At 70.2% G+C, this 16231-nt stretch carries 17 protein-coding genes and 1 tRNA gene; 8 read left to right on the top strand and 10 right to left on the bottom strand.

Annotated features, from left to right (window positions below):
* Positions 1-24 precede the first annotated feature (24 nt).
* Positions 25-2628, bottom strand: coding sequence for an ATP-dependent chaperone ClpB (clpB, locus tag AB0398_RS10055; RefSeq protein ID WP_366373471.1), 2604 nt, complete (start codon positions 2626-2628; stop codon positions 25-27).
* Positions 2629-2773: 145 nt separating this feature from the next.
* On the opposite strand from clpB, the gene AB0398_RS10050 reads away from it, so the two are divergent.
* Positions 2774-3178 (top strand): TIGR03618 family F420-dependent PPOX class oxidoreductase, encoded by a 405-nt coding sequence (locus AB0398_RS10050; protein WP_366373470.1) that lies wholly within the window; start codon positions 2774-2776, stop codon positions 3176-3178.
* A gap of 164 nt (positions 3179-3342) precedes the next feature.
* On the opposite strand, the gene AB0398_RS10045 is transcribed toward AB0398_RS10050, so the two are convergent.
* Both AB0398_RS10045 and AB0398_RS10040 read right to left on the bottom strand, forming a co-directional pair.
* The gene (locus AB0398_RS10045; protein ID WP_030206166.1) at positions 3343-3663 is read right to left on the bottom strand and encodes a hypothetical protein; all 321 of its coding nucleotides are present in this window, start codon (positions 3661-3663) and stop codon (positions 3343-3345) included.
* Positions 3660-3956: a hypothetical protein gene (locus tag AB0398_RS10040; RefSeq protein ID WP_366373468.1), complete on the bottom strand. Its 297-nt coding sequence runs from the start codon at positions 3954-3956 to the stop codon at positions 3660-3662. The genes AB0398_RS10045 and AB0398_RS10040 overlap by 4 nt, the downstream gene beginning before the upstream one ends.
* 127 nt (positions 3957-4083) lie before the next feature.
* Between AB0398_RS10040 and AB0398_RS10035 the strand changes: the two genes are divergently transcribed.
* Together AB0398_RS10035 and AB0398_RS10030 are read left to right on the top strand one after the other, a co-directional pair.
* Positions 4084-5076, top strand: a complete 993-nt coding sequence (locus AB0398_RS10035; RefSeq protein WP_366373466.1) for a helix-turn-helix transcriptional regulator — start codon at positions 4084-4086, stop codon at positions 5074-5076.
* Complete coding sequence (locus tag AB0398_RS10030) at positions 5073-5570, top strand: hypothetical protein (protein ID WP_366373465.1); 498 nt, start codon at positions 5073-5075, stop codon at positions 5568-5570. The genes AB0398_RS10035 and AB0398_RS10030 overlap by 4 nt, the downstream gene beginning before the upstream one ends.
* Before the next feature lie 71 nt (positions 5571-5641).
* Here AB0398_RS10030 and AB0398_RS10025 read toward each other — a convergent pair whose 3' ends face one another.
* Genes AB0398_RS10025 through dnaK form a run of 4 tightly spaced genes read right to left on the bottom strand, consistent with a single transcriptional unit; the run spans position 5642 to position 9799 of the window.
* Positions 5642-6085 carry a helix-turn-helix domain-containing protein gene (locus AB0398_RS10025; protein ID WP_121830304.1) on the bottom strand — a complete coding sequence of 148 codons (444 nt, stop codon included), beginning with the start codon at positions 6083-6085 and terminating at the stop codon, positions 5642-5644.
* A 4-nt stretch (positions 6086-6089) separates the two neighbouring features.
* The gene (dnaJ, locus tag AB0398_RS10020; protein WP_366373463.1) at positions 6090-7265 is read right to left on the bottom strand and encodes a molecular chaperone DnaJ; all 1176 of its coding nucleotides are present in this window, start codon (positions 7263-7265) and stop codon (positions 6090-6092) included.
* Positions 7266-7295: 30 nt separating this feature from the next.
* Entirely contained in the window at positions 7296-7958 is a 663-nt protein-coding gene (gene grpE, locus AB0398_RS10015; protein ID WP_366373461.1) for a nucleotide exchange factor GrpE, read from the bottom strand.
* Positions 7955-9799 (bottom strand): molecular chaperone DnaK, encoded by a 1845-nt coding sequence (gene dnaK, locus AB0398_RS10010; protein WP_366373459.1) that lies wholly within the window; start codon positions 9797-9799, stop codon positions 7955-7957. Before dnaK ends, grpE begins: the two co-directional genes overlap by 4 nt.
* A 260-nt stretch (positions 9800-10059) precedes the next feature.
* Between dnaK and AB0398_RS10005 the strand changes: the two genes are divergently transcribed.
* From AB0398_RS10005 to AB0398_RS09995, 3 genes are all read left to right on the top strand, one after another.
* Positions 10060-10608 carry a sugar transferase gene (locus AB0398_RS10005; protein ID WP_366373458.1) on the top strand — a complete coding sequence of 183 codons (549 nt, stop codon included), beginning with the start codon at positions 10060-10062 and terminating at the stop codon, positions 10606-10608.
* 213 nt (positions 10609-10821) lie between these two features.
* Positions 10822-13083 (top strand): (Fe-S)-binding protein, encoded by a 2262-nt coding sequence (locus AB0398_RS10000; protein WP_366373456.1) that lies wholly within the window; start codon positions 10822-10824, stop codon positions 13081-13083.
* Between the two features lie 138 nt (positions 13084-13221).
* Positions 13222-14100, top strand: coding sequence for a YIP1 family protein (locus tag AB0398_RS09995; protein WP_366373455.1), 879 nt, complete (start codon positions 13222-13224; stop codon positions 14098-14100).
* Positions 14101-14172: 72 nt separating this feature from the next.
* Here AB0398_RS09995 and AB0398_RS09990 read toward each other — a convergent pair whose 3' ends face one another.
* The 3 genes from AB0398_RS09990 to AB0398_RS09980 all read right to left on the bottom strand — a co-directional run bounded on the left by AB0398_RS09990 (position 14173) and on the right by AB0398_RS09980 (position 15502).
* A complete protein-coding gene (locus tag AB0398_RS09990) occupies positions 14173-14670 on the bottom strand; it encodes a phosphoribosyltransferase (RefSeq protein WP_062754055.1) in 498 nt (165 codons plus the stop codon).
* A gap of 13 nt (positions 14671-14683) precedes the next feature.
* Positions 14684-15259 carry a dCTP deaminase gene (gene dcd / locus AB0398_RS09985; protein WP_362104232.1) on the bottom strand — a complete coding sequence of 192 codons (576 nt, stop codon included), beginning with the start codon at positions 15257-15259 and terminating at the stop codon, positions 14684-14686.
* A gap of 69 nt (positions 15260-15328) precedes the next feature.
* Complete coding sequence (locus AB0398_RS09980) at positions 15329-15502, bottom strand: hypothetical protein (protein ID WP_366373454.1); 174 nt, start codon at positions 15500-15502, stop codon at positions 15329-15331.
* A gap of 168 nt (positions 15503-15670) precedes the next feature.
* Here AB0398_RS09980 and AB0398_RS09975 point away from each other — a divergent pair.
* Positions 15671-15741, top strand: a tRNA-Gly gene (locus AB0398_RS09975).
* Between the two features lie 121 nt (positions 15742-15862).
* Positions 15863-16084, top strand: a complete 222-nt coding sequence (locus tag AB0398_RS09970; protein WP_366373452.1) for a hypothetical protein — start codon at positions 15863-15865, stop codon at positions 16082-16084.
* The last annotated feature ends 147 nt before the right edge of the window (positions 16085-16231 follow it).

The following is a 16231-nucleotide window of genomic DNA, read 5'->3' as shown; positions in this document are numbered from 1 at the left end:
GGAGGCAGCGTATCGCAAAACGTGTTACAGGGTCTTGCCGGTGCCCGGGCCCACGATCAGGCCGTCCCCGACCCGGTCCACCCGCACCGTGTCGCCGTCCACGACCTCGCCCGCCAGGATCTCCCGGGCGAGCCGGTCGCCGATCGCGGTCTGGATCAGGCGGCGCAGCGGCCGGGCTCCGTACGCCGGGTCGTTGCCCTCCTCGGCCAGCCACTCCAGGGCCTCCGGGGTGACGTCCAGGGTGAGGCGCCGCTCGGCGAGCCGCTTGGCGAGCCGGTCGATCTGGAGCCGGGCGATCCGGCCCAGCTCGGCCCGGTCGAGGGCCGAGAAGACCACCAGGTCGTCCAGCCGGTTGAGGAACTCCGGCTTGAAACTGGCCCGCACGACCTCCAGGACCTGCTGCTTCTTGACCTCCTCCGAGGTCGCCGGGTCGACCAGGTACTGGCTGCCCAGGTTCGAGGTCAGGATCAGGATGGTGTTGCGGAAGTCCACCGTCCGGCCCTGTCCGTCGGTGAGCCGGCCGTCGTCCAGGACCTGGAGCAGGACGTCGAAGACCTCCGGGTGCGCCTTCTCGACCTCGTCGAGCAGGACCACGCTGTACGGGCGGCGGCGGACCGCCTCCGTGAGCTGGCCGCCCTCCTCGTAGCCGACGTAGCCGGGGGGCGCGCCGACCAGGCGGGCGACGGAGTGCTTCTCGCCGTACTCCGACATGTCGATGCGGATCATGGCCCGCTCGTCGTCGAAGAGGAAGTCCGCGAGCGCCTTCGCCAGCTCGGTCTTGCCGACGCCGGTCGGGCCGAGGAAGAGGAAGGAGCCGGTGGGCCGGTCGGGGTCCGCGATCCCGGCGCGGGTGCGGCGCACCGCGTCGGAGACGGCCCGGACGGCCTCGGACTGGCCGATGAGCCGCTTGCCGAGCTCGTCCTCCATGCGGAGCAGCTTCTGCGTCTCGCCCTCCAGGAGGCGGCCGGCGGGAATGCCGGTCCAGGAGCCGACCACGTCCGCGATGTCGTCGGGGCCGACCTCCTCCTTGACCATGGTGTCCTTCGAGGACTCCTGCTGGGCCTCGGCCTCCGAGGCCTCCTCCAGCTCCCGCTCCAGGGCCGGGATCTCGCCGTAGAGCAGCTTGGAGGCGGTGTCGAAGTCGCCGTCGCGCTGGGCGCGCTCGGCACGGCCGCGGGCCTCGTCCAGGCGCTCCTTCAGCTCGCCGACCCGGTTGAGGGACTGCTTCTCCTTCTCCCAGCGGGCGGTGAGGCCGCGCAGCTCCTCCTCGCGGTCGGCGAGGTCGCGCCGCAGCTTCTCCAGGCGCTGCTTGCTCGCCGCGTCCGTCTCGTTCTTCAGGGCCAGCTCCTCCATGCGGAGCCGGTCCACGGAGCGCTGGAGCTCGTCGATCTCGACCGGGGACGAGTCGATCTCCATGCGGAGCCGGGAGGCCGCCTCGTCGACGAGGTCGATGGCCTTGTCGGGCAGGAAGCGGGAGGTGATGTACCGGTCGGAGAGGGTCGCGGCGGCCACCAGGGCGGAGTCGTTGATCTGCACCTTGTGGTGGGCCTCGTACCGGCCCTTGAGGCCGCGCAGGATCGCGATGGTGTCCTCGACCGTCGGCTCGGCGACCAGGACCTGCTGGAAGCGGCGCTCCAGGGCGGGGTCCTTCTCGATCCGCTCGCGGTACTCGTCCAGGGTGGTCGCGCCGACCATGCGCAGCTCGCCGCGGGCCAGCATCGGCTTGAGCATGTTGCCCGCGTCCATGGCGGAGTCGCCGCCGGCGCCCGCGCCGACGACCGTGTGCAGCTCGTCGATGAAGGTGATGATCTGCCCGTCGCTCTCCTTGATCTCGGAGAGGACGGTCTTCAGGCGCTCCTCGAACTCGCCGCGGTACTTCGCGCCGGCGACCATCGCGCCGAGGTCGAGCGAGACGAGCCGCTTGTTCTTCAGGGACTCGGGGACGTCGCCCTTCACGATCCGCTGGGCGAGGCCCTCGACGACGGCGGTCTTGCCGACGCCGGGCTCGCCGATGAGGACCGGGTTGTTCTTGGTGCGGCGGGAGAGCACCTGGACCACGCGCCGGATCTCGTGGTCCCGGCCGATGACCGGGTCCAGCCTGCCCTCGCGCGCGGCGGCGGTGAAGTCCGTGCCGAACTTCTCCAGCGCCTTGTACTGCCCTTCCGGGTCGGGTGTGGTCACCCGGCGTCCTCCCCTGCTCGTCTCGAAGGCGTCCAGCAGCCTCTTCGCGCTCGCGCCCTGCCGGTCGAGGATCTCACCGGCCCGGCCGCCCTCGGCGGCGACACCGATGAGGAGGTGCTCGGTGGAGAGGAAGTCGTCCCCGAGCTCCTTGGCCCGCCGCGAGGCGTCCGCGATGACCGCGAGCAGCTCGCGGTTGGGCTGCGGGGGCGCGACCGTGGAGCCGGTGACGCTCGGCTGGGCGGCGAGGAGCCGCTCGGCCTCGGCGCGCACGGCCGCCTGGTCGGCCTCGACGGCGGCGAGCAGGTCGGTGATGTTCTCGTTGTCCTGGCCGGCGAGGAGGGCGAGCAGCAGATGGGCCGGGGTCAGGTCCGGGTGTCCCTCGGACACGGCGCGGCTGGTGGCCGCGTTGATCGCGTCCCGGCTCCTGTTGGTCAGTTCGGCGTCCATGTGCGGTGCTCCTCCTCGGCGTGCGGGTGCCTCGCGGATCCGTCCGGATCCGCTCCATGACTTCGGTGACTCCTCAAGAGTACACAAAGTTGAGTCGATAGCGCTCAAGTTAACGGAGGGAGGCCTCCCCGGGTAGTTTCCGGGCATGGCAACGGATCCCAGGAACCCCACCGACTCGTACCTCGGCTTCTGGCGCGAGTACCACATGTGCACCCTGACCACCCCGCGGCCGGACGGCACCCCGCACGTGGTCGCGGTCGGCGTCACGTACGACCCCGAGGGCGGGTACGCGCGGGTGATCACCAACAAGAACAGCCGGAAGGTCGCCAACGTCCTGGCGGCGGGCGCGGAGGGCGCGCGGGTCGCGGTCTGCCAGGTCGACAGGGGGCGCTGGGCCACCCTGGAGGGCGTCGCCCGGATCCGCACGGAGCCGGAGGCCGTCGGGGACGCCGTGGCCCGCTACGCGGAGCGCTACGGCCGCACGCCGACCCCGAACCCGGACCGGGTCGTGATCGAGATCGCCCTCACGCGGGCGATGGGCCGGGCCTGAGGCGACGGCGGAGCGCCCGGGGCTTGTCAGGGCCCCGGGAGAAGGCGCGGCGGGCGCCCGGAAGAACACGGACGCAGCACAGCGGCGCCATCGCGTTTCAGGTCCGCGATGGCGCCGCTGTGTGGGGGAAGTACCTGGGCGACCTACAACGACGGGGGGATCGCTCAGGCACTGCGGGGGGTGGCGGTGATGGTCTCGGGTTCGATCAGCTGGTGGTCCCGCTGGTCGAGGTTGACGAAGATCATGCCGTACCGGATGGCACAGCGGATGGGCTGCGGGGCACCGCGCGGCCGGCGCAGGCACCGGTAGGCGCGGACGTCCTCGTCCTGCTCCCGTGCGACGACGATCGGTTCTCCGAAGAGGGTGACCTTCAGCGAGTCGCCACGGTGGGGGATGGCCGTGGCGAGGTCGACGAAGTGCCAGCCCGACCGGTAGGCCGAGGCCATCTCCCGACGGAACCTGCGGTCGTCCGGTGGGACGCTCACGCTCCGACGCCCCTGGGCGCGATCTCCCAGGAGGGCTCCCCCTCCAGCGGGGCGACCTCCCACGAGGGCTCGCCCGGCTTGGCGAGCACCCCATGCGCCGGGGCGGTCTCCCACGAGGGCTCACCGGGCTTGGCGAGCAGCTCGCGCGCCGGGGCGGTCTCCCACGAGGGCTCGTTCTGCCCCGCCACCGAGTGCGCCGGGTGCGTCTCCCACGAGGGCTCGCCAACGGCGAGCGCACCGAGAGCAGCCGCCGCAACGGCTATGGCGCCAAGTGCACGAACCATCCTGGTCATGGCCGATCTCCACCTCTTTTGATCACTACCTCCCCCCCGCGCTTTAGACGATGGCTCACACCAGCTCCTTTTCACCACCCAAGCCGGGCATCATGTTCCTGTAATGCATGACCCTGAGGGGGTGTAAATGGGGCTTGAATGTGACGCTTCCGTACATAAGCACAGTCACGGGGAACTGTGCGCCGTGGGCAAGGACCTGTACGCGAAAGCCCTCCGCACGGGCCGAATAGCCCGTTCCGAGGCCGAGGCCGCCCCCTGTCTGAAGGAACTGTCGCTCCTGCACCCGGATCCGGACGACAGCCAGTGGCTGCACCCGATCCCGCCCACGATCGCCCTGAACCAGCTCATCCATCCCATAGAGCAGGAGATCCAGGCGCGCCGCCAGCACGCCATCGCCCTGGCCGACGTGTTCGAGCCGTTCCTCGCGATCCACACGCCGGACCCCTCCGCCACACAGGCGATCACCGTCCTCGAAGGCCTCAGTGTCATCAACGCCACGCTGGACCGGGTGATCAACGAGTGCACGACGGAACTCCTCACCGTCCAGCCGGGCAGCGGACGCCGGCCCGAGACCCTCGAAGCGGCCCTACGCCGCATGGAACCCCTGCTCGACCGGGGCGTCCGCATGCGCACGCTCTACCAGCACACCGCCCGGCACCATCCCGCCACCCTGGCCTACGTCGAGCGGGTCGCCCCCTACGGGCTCGTCCTGCGCACCCTGGAAGAGATCATCGACCGGCTGATCATCGTCGACCGGAAGGTGGCCTTCGTACCGGCCCGCAGCGACCGCCAGGTCGCCCTGGAGCTGCGCCACGAAGGGCTCGTCCAGTACCTCGTCGGCGTCTTCGAGCAGTTCTGGCTGCACGGCGTGCCCTGGGACGAGGAGATCCCCTACAAGCCGTCCGTGGACGGCATCGGCGGCGTCCAGCGCTCCATCGCCCGGCTCCTCGTCGAGGGGCACGTGGACGAGGCCATCGCCCGCCGGCTCGGCATGAACGTGCGCACCTGCCGGGCCCACATCGCCAAACTCGCCGCCACCCTCGGCAGCGGCAGCCGGGCCCAGCTCGGCTACCTCATCGCCCGGTCCGGCATCCTCGAACAGGACGAACCAGCACGGTGAACACCCCCATCAACAGGGACGCGGACGTACGGATCGAACTCGACGGGCCCGCCGGGACCCTGCGCGTCTCCGGGCCGGGACTGCCCGTCGTGGAGCTCGTACGGGCCCCCGGGACCGCGCCCGTGGACCACGTCCCGATCGGCACCCGCAAGGCGGCCCTCCTCACGCTCACCGTGGACGGCGCACCGGCCGTCCTCCGTCCCGCCCGGGGGCGGCTGCTGCGCCGCTCCTACCGGGTGGACGCCGTCGTCGGCGGGGCCCGCCACCGGCTCGTCCCCTGCTCGTACGCGGAGAGCCGGCTGACCCGGAACGGGCGGCGGCTCGGCACCCTGGTCTCCAGCGGGGACGGGCGCGTGGACGCCGAGTGGCTGCCGGACCGCGCCCCCGAACCGCTCGACCTCGCCGTCGGCACCGCCCTCGCCGCCGCCTTCGGCACGGGCGCGGCCCCCTGGTGGGAGACGGTCGGCGACATCGTGGCCGAGCTGATCCCCTGAGCCCCCGGGACGCGCGCGAGGCCCCTCCGCGGATGCGGAGGGGCCTCGCGACGTGAGGGCGAAGTGCGGGGCTACTCGCCGCGCTTGGGGCGCCAGACCACCAGCGCGCTCGCCTGCTGCACGTCCTGGTACGGCACGAGGTCGCGCCGGTAGGAGGCGTGCACCTGGGCCTCGCGCTGCCGCATCGCCGCCGCCGCGCCGTCCACCGCCGCCGACAGCTCGGCGATCCGGCTCTGGAGCGCCGCGACCTGGTTCTCCAGTTCGATGATGCGCTTGATCCCGGCCAGGTTGATGCCCTCGTCCTGCGACAACTGCTGCACCTGGCGGAGCAGTTCGATGTCACGGGCCGAGTAGCGCCGCCCCCGGCCCGCCGTGCGGTCCGGGGAGACCAGACCGAGCCGGTCGTACTGACGGAGGGTCTGGGGGTGCAGACCGGAGAGCTGGGCCGCCACCGAGATGACGTACACCGGCGACTCGTCGGTCAGTTCGTACGGATTGCGTCGGCGCCCTTCCACCGGGTCACGCTCCCTTCGCGGCCTGGAACAGCTCGGCCCGCGGGTCCTCGGAGGCGGTCGCCTCGCGGTAGGTCTCCAGGGCCTCGCGTGCCTTGTCGTCCAGCTCCTTCGGCACGGCGACCTCGACCGTGACGAGCAGGTCGCCGCGCGTGCCGTCCTTGCGGACCGCGCCCTTGCCCCGGGCCCGCATCTTCCGGCCGTTCGGCGTGCCCGCAGGCAGTTTGAGGGTGACCGCGGGACCGCCGAGGGTCGGCACCTTCACCTCGCCGCCGAGCGCCGCCTCCGTGAAGGAGACCGGCACCGTGACGGTGAGGTTGTCGTCCTGGCGGCCGAAGACCGGGTGGGCGTCGACGTGCACGACGACGTACAGGTCGCCGTTGGGCCCGCCGCGCTCGCCCGGCGCCCCCTTGCCGCGCAGCCGGATCTTCTTGCCGTCGCTCACGCCGGCCGGGATGCGGACCTGCATGGTGCGGGAGGACTTGGCCCGGCCGCTGCCCATGCAGACGTCGCAGGGGGTCTCGGCGATGAGGCCGCGTCCCTTGCAGTCCGCGCAGGGGTCGGTGAGCGAGAAGCCGCCGCCGCTGCCGCGCGATACCTGCCCGGTGCCGACGCAGGTCGGGCACACCCGGGGGGTGCCGTTCTTGTCGCCGGTGCCCGAACACGCCGTGCACGGCTGCTGGCTGGACATCCGCAGCGGCACGGTCGCGCCCTCGATGGCCTCGGTGAAGCTGAGCGTCACCTCGGACTCGACGTCCTGGCCGCGCCGCGGCTGGGTGCGGGCGCCGCCCCCGCCGCGGTTGAACAGGCCGCCGAAGACGTCCCCGATGCCGCCGCCCCCGCCGCCGAAGCCGCCGGGGCCGCCCTGGGCGCCTCCGAAGAGGTCGCCCAGGTCGAAGTTGAACGAGCCGCCGCCCCCGGGGCCGCCGGCCCGGAGGCCGCCGTTCCCGAAGAGCGCGCGGGCCTCGTCGTACTCCTTGCGCCGCTTGGGGTCACCGAGGACGTCGTTCGCCTCGGAGATCTCCTTGAAGCGCTCCTCGGCCTTGGTGTCGCCCTTGTTGGCGTCCGGGTGGTTCTCGCGGGCGAGCTTCCGGTACGCCTTCTTGATCTCGGCCTCGGTGGCGTCCTTGGGGACGCCGAGAACCTTGTAGTAGTCCTTCTCGACGAAGTCCTTCGTGCTCATCGACGTCCCTCCTTCCGGACGATCGTTGCGTCACCCCTCCTCGGGGGCACCGCTCTCCTCGTCGGCCGACTTCTTCTCGTCCTTGGCCGGGGCCGCGCCCGGCTGGGGCTCGGCGACGGCCACGCGGGCGGGCCTGATGGTCCGCTCGCCGATCCGGTACCCGGGCTGCAGGATCGCCACGCAGGTCGTCTCGGTGACGTCCGGCGCGTACGAGTGCATCAGGGCCTCGTGGATCGTCGGGTCGAAGGGCTCGCCCTCCTTGCCGAACTGCTGCAGACCCATCTTGGCGACGACGGTCTCCAGCGATTCGGCCACCGACTTGAACCCGCCCACGAGCTCGCCGTGGTCCCGGGCCCGGCCGACGTCGTCGAGCACGGGAAGGAGCTCGGACAGGAGGCTCGCGACGGCGATCTCCTTGACCGTGACCCGGTCCCGCTCCACGCGGCGGCGGTAGTTCTGGTACTCGGCCTGGAGCCGCTGGAGGTCCGCGGTGCGCTCGTCGAGCGCGGAGCGCACCTGGTCCAGCTGGGCCGTGAGGCCCGCGTCGGCGGCCGGCTTCTGGCTGCTTGCGTCCCCGGCCGGGGCCGTCGTGTCCTCCTGGGCGGAGTCCTCGACGGCCTCGGCGGCGTCGTCAGGGGTGGCGCCGGAGGGGACGTCGGGCTTCTCCTCGAAGCCCGGGGTCTCCTCGGTCACGCCTGACCGCCCTTCTTGGGCTCGTCGTCCACGATCTCGGCGTCGACGACGTCGTCGTCGGCCTTCGCCTGGCCGGCGGCACCGGCGTCACCGGCCGCCTGGGCGCCCTGGGCGTCGGCGTACAGCGCCTGGCCCAGCTTCTGCGAGACGGCCGCGACCTTCTCGGTGGCGGTGCGGATCTCGGCGGTGTCCTCACCCTTGAGCTTCTCCTTCAGCTCGGCGAGGGCCTCCTCGACCTCGGCCTTGACGTCGCCGGGGACCTTGTCCTCGTTGTCCTTGAGGAACTTCTCCGTCTGGTAGACGAGCTGCTCGCCCTGGTTGCGGGACTCGGCGGCCTCGCGGCGGCGGTGGTCCTCGTCCGCGTACTGCTCGGCCTCCTGGCGCATGCGGTCGACCTCGTCCTTCGGCAGCGAGGAGCCGCCGGTGACGGTCATCTTCTGCTCCTTGCCCGTGCCGAGGTCCTTCGCGGTCACGTGCATGATGCCGTTGGCGTCGATGTCGAAGGCGACCTCGATCTGCGGGACGCCGCGGGGCGCCGGGGGCAGACCGGTCAGCTCGAACATGCCGAGCTTCTTGTTGTACGCCGCGATCTCGCGCTCGCCCTGGTAGACCTGGATCTGCACGGACGGCTGGTTGTCCTCGGCCGTCGTGAAGATCTCGGACCGCTTGGTCGGGATCGTGGTGTTGCGCTCGATGAGCTTGGTCATGATGCCGCCCTTGGTCTCGATGCCGAGGGACAGCGGGGTCACGTCGAGGAGCAGGACGTCCTTGACCTCACCCTTGAGGACACCGGCCTGGAGCGCGGCGCCGATGGCGACGACCTCGTCCGGGTTGACGCCCTTGTTGGCGTCCTGACCGCCGGTCAGCTCCTTGACGAGCTCGGCGACGGCCGGCATGCGGGTCGAACCGCCGACGAGAACGACGTGGTCGATCTCGGAGAGGTTGATGCCCGCGTCCTTGATGACGTTGTGGAACGGCACCTTGCAGCGGTCGAGCAGGTCCGAGGTGAGCTGCTGGAACTGGGCGCGCGTGAGCTTCTCGTCCAGGTGCAGCGGGCCCTCGGCGGAGGCCGTGATGTAGGGCAGGTTGATCGTGGTCTCGGTCGAGGACGAGAGCTCGATCTTCGCCTTCTCCGCGGCCTCGCGGAGACGCTGGAGAGCCATCTTGTCCTTGGCGAGGTCCACGCCGTGGCCGTTCTGGAACTGCGTCACCAGGTAGTCGACGACGCGCTGGTCCCAGTCGTCGCCACCGAGGTGGTTGTCACCGTTGGTGGCCTTCACCTCGACGACGCCGTCGCCGATCTCCAGGAGGGACACGTCGAAGGTGCCGCCACCGAGGTCGAAGACGAGGATCGTCTGGTCGTCCTTGTCGAGGCCGTACGCCAGGGCGGCCGCGGTCGGCTCGTTGACGATGCGCAGGACGTTGAGGCCCGCGATCTCACCGGCCTCCTTGGTGGCCTGGCGCTCCGAGTCGTTGAAGTACGCCGGGACGGTGATGACCGCGTCGACGACCTTCTCGCCCAGGTAGGCCTCGGCGTCCCGCTTCAGCTTCTGCAGGATGAAGGCGCTCATCTGCTGCGGGTTGAAGTTCTTGCCGTCGATCTCGATCTTCCAGTCGGTGCCCATGTGGCGCTTGACCGACCGGATGGTCCTGTCGACGTTGGTGACGGCCTGGCGCTTGGCCACCTCGCCGACGAGCACCTCGCCGTTCTTGGCGAAGGCGACGACGGACGGCGTGGTCCTGGCGCCCTCGGCGTTGGTGATGACGGTGGGCTCGCCGCCTTCCAGAACGCTGACGACGGAGTTAGTCGTGCCCAGGTCGATGCCGACCGCACGTGCCATTTCGATTCCTCCAGCTGACTGACTTGAGTGGTACTGGCTCAAGGATGCACGACTCCGGGGACCGAGTCAACAGACCTGAGTCGAGTCGGCTCAACTCTTCGTCGGTCCGTTCGCTCAAAGGCCCGGCCCGGAGGGTGAGGAAGCGCGTCATTCCCCTTCCCGGGAGGGCGACCCGTGAGAGAGTCCGGGTGCCCCTTCCCGGGCAAAGAGGGCATATTCCACGAATATCCCATGATTCTCACGCGGAAGGATGTGGGGGAATGGCAGCGGGTACGGGAACGGCGGCCGACGGGGGAACGGCGGCCAAGCGCGCCTTCGACGTCCTGGGCGGTCTCGCCCTCCTCGCCGTCCTCTCCCCGCTGCTCGCCGCCGTCGCCCTCTCCCTCGCGCTCGGCCCGGCGACGCCCGGCCGCGGGGTGCTGCGCCGCCGGACGGTGGCGGGCCTGGCGGGCCGGCCCTTCACGATGCTGACCTTCCGCACCAGGGGCCCGCTGGCCGCGCTGCCCCTGCTGCTGCACGTCGTGACCGGCCGGATGTCGCTCGTCGGGCCGTGTCCGCTGACCCCGGGCCACCGGGAGTGCACGGGCGAGGGGCGCCGCCGGCTCTCCGTGCGGCCGGGGCTCACCGGGCCGTGGCAGATCAGCGGCCGCTCGGACCTGCCCTGGGAGGAGCGGGAGCTGCTCGACCTCCACTACGTGGACCACCACTGGCTGGGGACGGACCTGCTCGTCCTGGCGCGTACCCTTCCAGCAGTGCGTAGACGCCGTGCGGCGGGCCGCGCGGCGGACCGTCCGGCGGGGGTCGCGTGAGCTCCGGCGGGAGCCGCCCGGACTCCGGCGGACTCCGCCCCGGCCGTGGCGAGGGACGCCCGTGCTCCGGCAAGGGTTGCCTGAGCGACACAGATCACCGCGAGGTCCCCTGCATCAGCGGGCCCCGAACGGGTAATCTCAGCACGGACTAAATAAGTTACCGCTTAGTAGGCTCAGCTCAGGCACTGAGCGGGCCCGCTCGAGGAGCCCGTCATGCAACTCGCCGCGATCATTGTGTCGCTGACGCTGACCGTGGTCGGCGTTGCCCTGCTGGCTCGTGCCATCGGCCAGTTCGTCCGGTACTTCAAGCTCGGCCAGCCCGTCCCGGCCGGGACCCGGACCGACAATCCGTACCAGCGCAGCGTGACCCTGGTCAGGGAGTTCCTCGGCCACACGCGCATGAACCGCTGGGGCATCGTCGGATTCGCCCACTGGTTCGTCGCGGTCGGCTTCCTGACCCTGCCGCCCACCCTGGCGCAGGCCTTCGGCCAGCTCTTCCAGGCCGACTGGACGCTGCCGGTGATTGGCGGCTTCCTGCCGTTCGAGCTGTACATCGAGTTCATCGGCGTGATGACGATCCTCGGCATCGCGGCCCTGATCGTGATCCGCCTGCTGAGCCTCCCGGGCCGCGCCGGCCGCAAGTCGCGCTTCGCCGGCTCCAAGGCGGGCCAGGCCTACTTCGTCGAGTACGTCATCCTCACCATCGGCCTCGCGATCTACGTGCTGCGCGGTCTGGAGGGGGCGATCCACCACGTCGAGCACTACGAGGCCGCGTACTTCGCCTCGTACCCGCTCGTCCTGGCCTTCAAGGGCCTGAGCCTGGGCGTCCTCCAGAACCTCATCTACTTCACCGCCATGGTGAAGATCAGCACCTCGTTCGTCTGGATGATCGTCGTCTCGCTCAACACCAACATGGGCGTGGCCTGGCACCGCTTCCTCGGCTTCCCGAACATCTGGTTCAAGCGCAAGGCCGACGGCTCCACCGCCCTGGGCGCCCTCCAGCCGATGACCACCGGCGGCAAGGAGATCGACTGGGAGGACCCGGCCGAGGACGCCGTCTTCGGCGTCTCCCAGGTCGAGCAGTTCTCCTGGAAGGGCCTGCTGGACTTCTCCACCTGCACCGAGTGCGGCCGCTGCCAGTCGCAGTGCCCCGCCTGGAACACCGGCAAGCCCCTCTCCCCCAAGCTCCTCATCATGTCGCTGCGCGACCACGCGCACGCCAAGGCGCCCTACCTGCTCGCGGGCGGCGGCAAGACCATGGAGGGCGACGAGAAGGCCACCGAGGAGCAGCTCAAGGACGTCCCCGCGTCCGCCCTCGCCGAGGCCGAGCGCCCCCTCATCGGCACCGCCGAGGAGAACGGCGTCATCGACCCGGACGTCCTGTGGTCCTGCACCACCTGCGGCGCCTGCGTCGAGCAGTGCCCGGTCGACATCGAGCACATCGACCACATCGTCGACATGCGCCGCTACCAGGTGATGATCGAGTCCGCGTTCCCGTCCGAGGCGGGCACGATGCTCAAGAACCTGGAGAAGAAGGGCAACCCCTGGGGCCTGGCGAAGAAGCAGCGCGTCGAGTGGACCAAGGAGGTCGACTTCGAGGTCCCGATCGTCGGCAAGGACGTCGAGGACCTCTCCGAGGTCGACTACCTGTACTGGGTCGGCTGCGCGGGCGCCCTCGAAGACCGGGCCAAGAAGACGACGAAGGCCTTCGCCGAGCTGCTCCACATCGCGGGCGTCAAGTTCGCGATCATGGGCGGCGAGGAGAAGTGCACCGGTGACTCCCCCCGCCGCCTGGGCAACGAGCCGCTGTTCCAGCAGCTCGGCGCCGAGAACGTCGCCATGCTGAACATGGCGTTCGGCGAGGACGACGAGGACGAGTCGACGAAGAAGCCGAAGTCGGCGAAGAAGATCGTCTCGACCTGCCCGCACTGCTTCAACACCATCGCCAACGAGTACCCGCAGCTCGGCGGCGACTACGAGGTCATCCACCACACCCAGCTGCTCCAGCACCTCATCGACGAGGGCAAGCTGATCCCGGTGACCCCGGTCGAGGGCCTCATCACCTACCACGACCCCTGCTACCTGGGCCGTCACAACAAGGTCTACACGCCCCCGCGCGAGATCATGTCCGCCGTCCCCGGCCTGCGCCAGCAGGAGATGCACCGCCACAAGGAGCGCGGCTTCTGCTGCGGCGCCGGCGGCGCCCGGATGTGGATGGAGGAGCGGATCGGCAAGCGCATCAACAACGAGCGCGTCGAGGAGGCCCTGTCCCTGAACCCGGACATCGTCTCCACCGCCTGCCCCTTCTGCCTCGTCATGCTGACCGACTCGGTCAACGGCAAGAAGAACGACGGCAAGGCCAAGGAGTCCGTCACGGTCGTCGACGTCGCCCAGCTGCTCCTCGACTCGGTGAAGACCCCGGCCGACCCGGAGCCGGCGGAGGAGCCGGAGCAGGAGCCGGAGCCCGCCGCGTAACGGCACCCGAGTACGGAGAACGGCCGCCCCGCACGACATGCGCGGGGCGGCCGTTCCCGTACGTACCGTCCCTTAGGGGATGTCACAGGTCAGCCGCAAAGGAGCGCCCGACCGGCGGAAGCGGGTACGTTCATTGACGTGGCTGGATTCAGGAACGGACGCGGCCGGAACAACCGCTCCCCGCAACAACGACCGCAGCAGGCGCCGTACGGGTACGACGCGGCCCCGCCGCCCCACGCACGGCAGCAGTGGCCCCAGCAGGACCAGGGCCGGGCGCCGTACGGGCAGCAGGGCGGGCATCAGGGTGGGCAGCAGCCCTACGGCGAGCCGGAGTACTTCGGCGACCCGTACGGGCAGGAGCAGCACCCGCACGCGGTCACGGCGAACAACCCGGGCCACACGCAGATGTTCAGCGTGGACGACCCGTACGGCCCGGCCACGCCCCACCACGCCGGTGCGGCCCCCGTCCCGACGGGCCCCCGGCTCCCCTGGAAGGCCCTCCTGAGCGGCATCGTGCTGCGCCCCGCGGACACGTTCCTGCGGACGCGGGACCACGCCGTCTGGGGCCCGGCGCTGATCGTCACCTTCCTCTACGGCCTGCTGGCGATCTTCGGCTTCGACAAGGCCCGCGACGAGGCGATCAACGCGACCCTGTCGACGGCGATCCCGTACGTCCTGATGACCGCCCTCGGCTTCGTCGTCGGCGGACTGATCCTGGGCGCGGTCACCCACACCCTGGCCCGCCAGCTCGGCGGCGACGGCTCCTGGCAGCCGACGATCGGCCTGTCGATGCTGATCATGTCGATCACGGACGCGCCCCGGCTGGTCTTCGCGCTCTTCCTGGGCGGCGAGAACGGGCTGGTCCAGGTCATCGGCTGGCTGACCTGGCTGGCGGCGGGCGCCCTCTTCACCGTGATGGTGAGCCGCTCCCACGACCTGCCGTGGCCGAAGGCGCTGGGCGCGTCGGCGATCCAGCTGGTGGCGCTGCTGAGCCTGATCAAGCTGGGCACGCTGTAACGCGCACGGATGTGGAGAAGGCCCCCACCGGCATCCGGCGGGGGCCTTCTCCGTGACCTGGGGCCCGGCGTCTCAGGCGTCGAGGACCTGGCCCTCGCGGCGGACGACGGGCGGCTCGACCGACCAGGGGAAGTTGATCCACTCGTCGGTCTTCTTCCACACGTACTCGCACTTCACGAGGGAGTGGGACTTCTCGTAGATGACGGCCGAGCGGACCTCGGCGACGTGGTCGACGCAGAAGTCGTGGACGAGCTTGAGGGTCTTGCCGGTGTCCGCGACGTCGTCGGCGATGAGCACCTTCTTGTCGCTGAAGTCGATCGCGTTGGGGACGGGCGCCAGCATGACCGGCATCTCCAGGGTGGTCCCCACGCCGGTGTAGAACTCCACGTTCACCAGGTGGATGTTCTTGCAGTCCAGGGCGTAGGCCAGACCGCCGGCGACGAAGACGCCGCCGCGGGCGATGGAGAGCACCACGTCGGGCTCGTAGCCGTCGTCGGCGATGGTCTGCGCCAGCTCGCGGACGGCGAGCCCGAACCCCTCGTACGTCAGGTTCTCGCGTACTTCACTCATGACTGCGACCGCCTCACACCTGGGTCCGATGGAAGTTCATGTACGAGCGGGAGGCCGTCGGTCCCCGCTGGCCCTGGTACCGCGAGCCGTACCGCTCGCTCCCGTACGGGAACTCGGCGGGCGAGCTCAGCCGGAACATGCACAGCTGGCCGATCTTCATCCCCGGCCAGAGCTTGATCGGCAGGGTGGCGAGGTTCGACAGCTCCAGGGTGACGTGCCCGGAGAACCCGGGGTCGATGAACCCGGCGGTCGAGTGCGTCACGAGCCCGAGCCGCCCGAGGGAACTCTTCCCCTCGAGGCGGGACGCGATGTCGTCCGGGAGGGTGATGACCTCGTAGGTGGAGGCGAGCACGAACTCGCCCGGGTGGAGGATGAACGCCTCGTCGCCCTCCGGCTCGACCTCGCGCGTCAGGTCGAGCTGCTCGGTGGCGGGGTCGATGTGGGGGTAGCGGTGGTTCTCGAACACCCGGAAGAAGCGGTCAAGCCTCACGTCGATGCTCGAGGGCTGCACCATGGATTCGTCGTACGGGTCGATGCGCACCCGTCCGGCGTCGATCTCGGCCCGGATGTCCTTGTCTGAGAGAAGCACGCCCCCACGATACGCAGGGGGCGCGGGCCCGCCCCAATCGGCGGGGCTCCGCGCCCCCGGCCCTCTTCCTCAGCTCCGTTCGAGCTCCACCGGCACGGCGTGCCGCAGCCGCGCACACCGCGGACACCGGATGAGCCGCCCGGGCCCGATCCGCCCGGCCCCGAGCTGCTGGAGCGGGAACGAGGCGGTACTGAACACGTGCCCCTCGGCACAGCGGACGACGGTGCGCTCCATGGAACCCATCAAGTCCCTTCCCCTACACATGCGGTGGACGAGACAGCCACATTAGGCGACCGCGGGCCCCACCCCGGGACGGCACTCCGCACACGCGCCGGAGCGAAGGCGACTTCGCCTCGGGTGGCACATGGGGTACAGTGTGCAACGATGCGGCAGAGATCATCGGGCCGCTGTGCGGATGTAGTTTAATGGTAGAACATGAGCTTCCCAAGCTTATAGCGCGGGTTCGATTCCCGTCATCCGCTCTTGAACGAAGCCCCAGGTCAGAGACCTGGGGCTGTTGTTTTCGGCGAGACCCTCCTCGACTACCGCGCGCTGCGGACGTGAACGGCCGTAGCGGGTGTGCGTGGGCGCATACTGGCAGCAGTGACAAAGCCAAGTGCACCGAAGCGTTTTTTGCCCACCAGCCCCTTCAAAGCCCCGGTCGCGCCGCCTCCTCAGCAGTTCGCCGTGGGCGACCAGGTCACACACGACGTGCACGGCCTCGGCCGGGTCATCGGCATCGAGGACGGCATCGCGGTGGCCGTGGATTTCGGCCCGGCGCAAGAGCGGATCCTGAGTCCGTACGCCAAGATGAGCAAGTTGTAGGACCGCCGTGCCCGGTCACGGCACACCAGATCCGTTCATGGCCCCGCATGGAAGAGGACCCCTCTCATCGACCTGACCTCGCCGTTCTCCGCTCCGGAAGGGGCGCTCCCCTGTTTCGCTGCGACATCACCGCACCCCACCACGAAC

The organism is Streptomyces sp. NPDC086147 (assembly GCF_040702165.1).
In the GTDB taxonomy this organism is placed as follows: Bacteria; Actinomycetota; Actinomycetes; order Streptomycetales; family Streptomycetaceae; genus Streptomyces.
The sequence above is the reverse complement of the archived record's forward strand: the minus strand, read 5'-3'. Positions and strand labels throughout refer to the sequence as shown.

Excerpts from the sequence above, each read along its gene's own strand:
- clpB (WP_366373471.1), bottom strand. The coding sequence starts at position 2,628 with ATGGACGCCGAACTGACCAACAGGAGCCGGGACGCGATCAACGCGGCC.
- AB0398_RS10050 (WP_366373470.1), top strand. The coding sequence starts at position 2,774 with ATGGCAACGGATCCCAGGAACCCCACCGACTCGTACCTCGGCTTCTGG.
- AB0398_RS10040 (WP_366373468.1), bottom strand. The coding sequence starts at position 3,956 with ATGACCAGGATGGTTCGTGCACTTGGCGCCATAGCCGTTGCGGCGGCT.
- AB0398_RS10035 (WP_366373466.1), top strand. The coding sequence starts at position 4,084 with ATGGGGCTTGAATGTGACGCTTCCGTACATAAGCACAGTCACGGGGAA.
- dnaJ (WP_366373463.1), bottom strand. The coding sequence starts at position 7,265 with ATGAGCACGAAGGACTTCGTCGAGAAGGACTACTACAAGGTTCTCGGC.
- dnaK (WP_366373459.1), bottom strand. The coding sequence starts at position 9,799 with ATGGCACGTGCGGTCGGCATCGACCTGGGCACGACTAACTCCGTCGTC.
- AB0398_RS10005 (WP_366373458.1), top strand. The coding sequence starts at position 10,060 with ATGGCAGCGGGTACGGGAACGGCGGCCGACGGGGGAACGGCGGCCAAG.
- AB0398_RS10000 (WP_366373456.1), top strand. The coding sequence starts at position 10,822 with ATGCAACTCGCCGCGATCATTGTGTCGCTGACGCTGACCGTGGTCGGC.
- AB0398_RS09990 (WP_062754055.1), bottom strand. The coding sequence starts at position 14,670 with ATGAGTGAAGTACGCGAGAACCTGACGTACGAGGGGTTCGGGCTCGCC.
- AB0398_RS09980 (WP_366373454.1), bottom strand. The coding sequence starts at position 15,502 with ATGGGTTCCATGGAGCGCACCGTCGTCCGCTGTGCCGAGGGGCACGTG.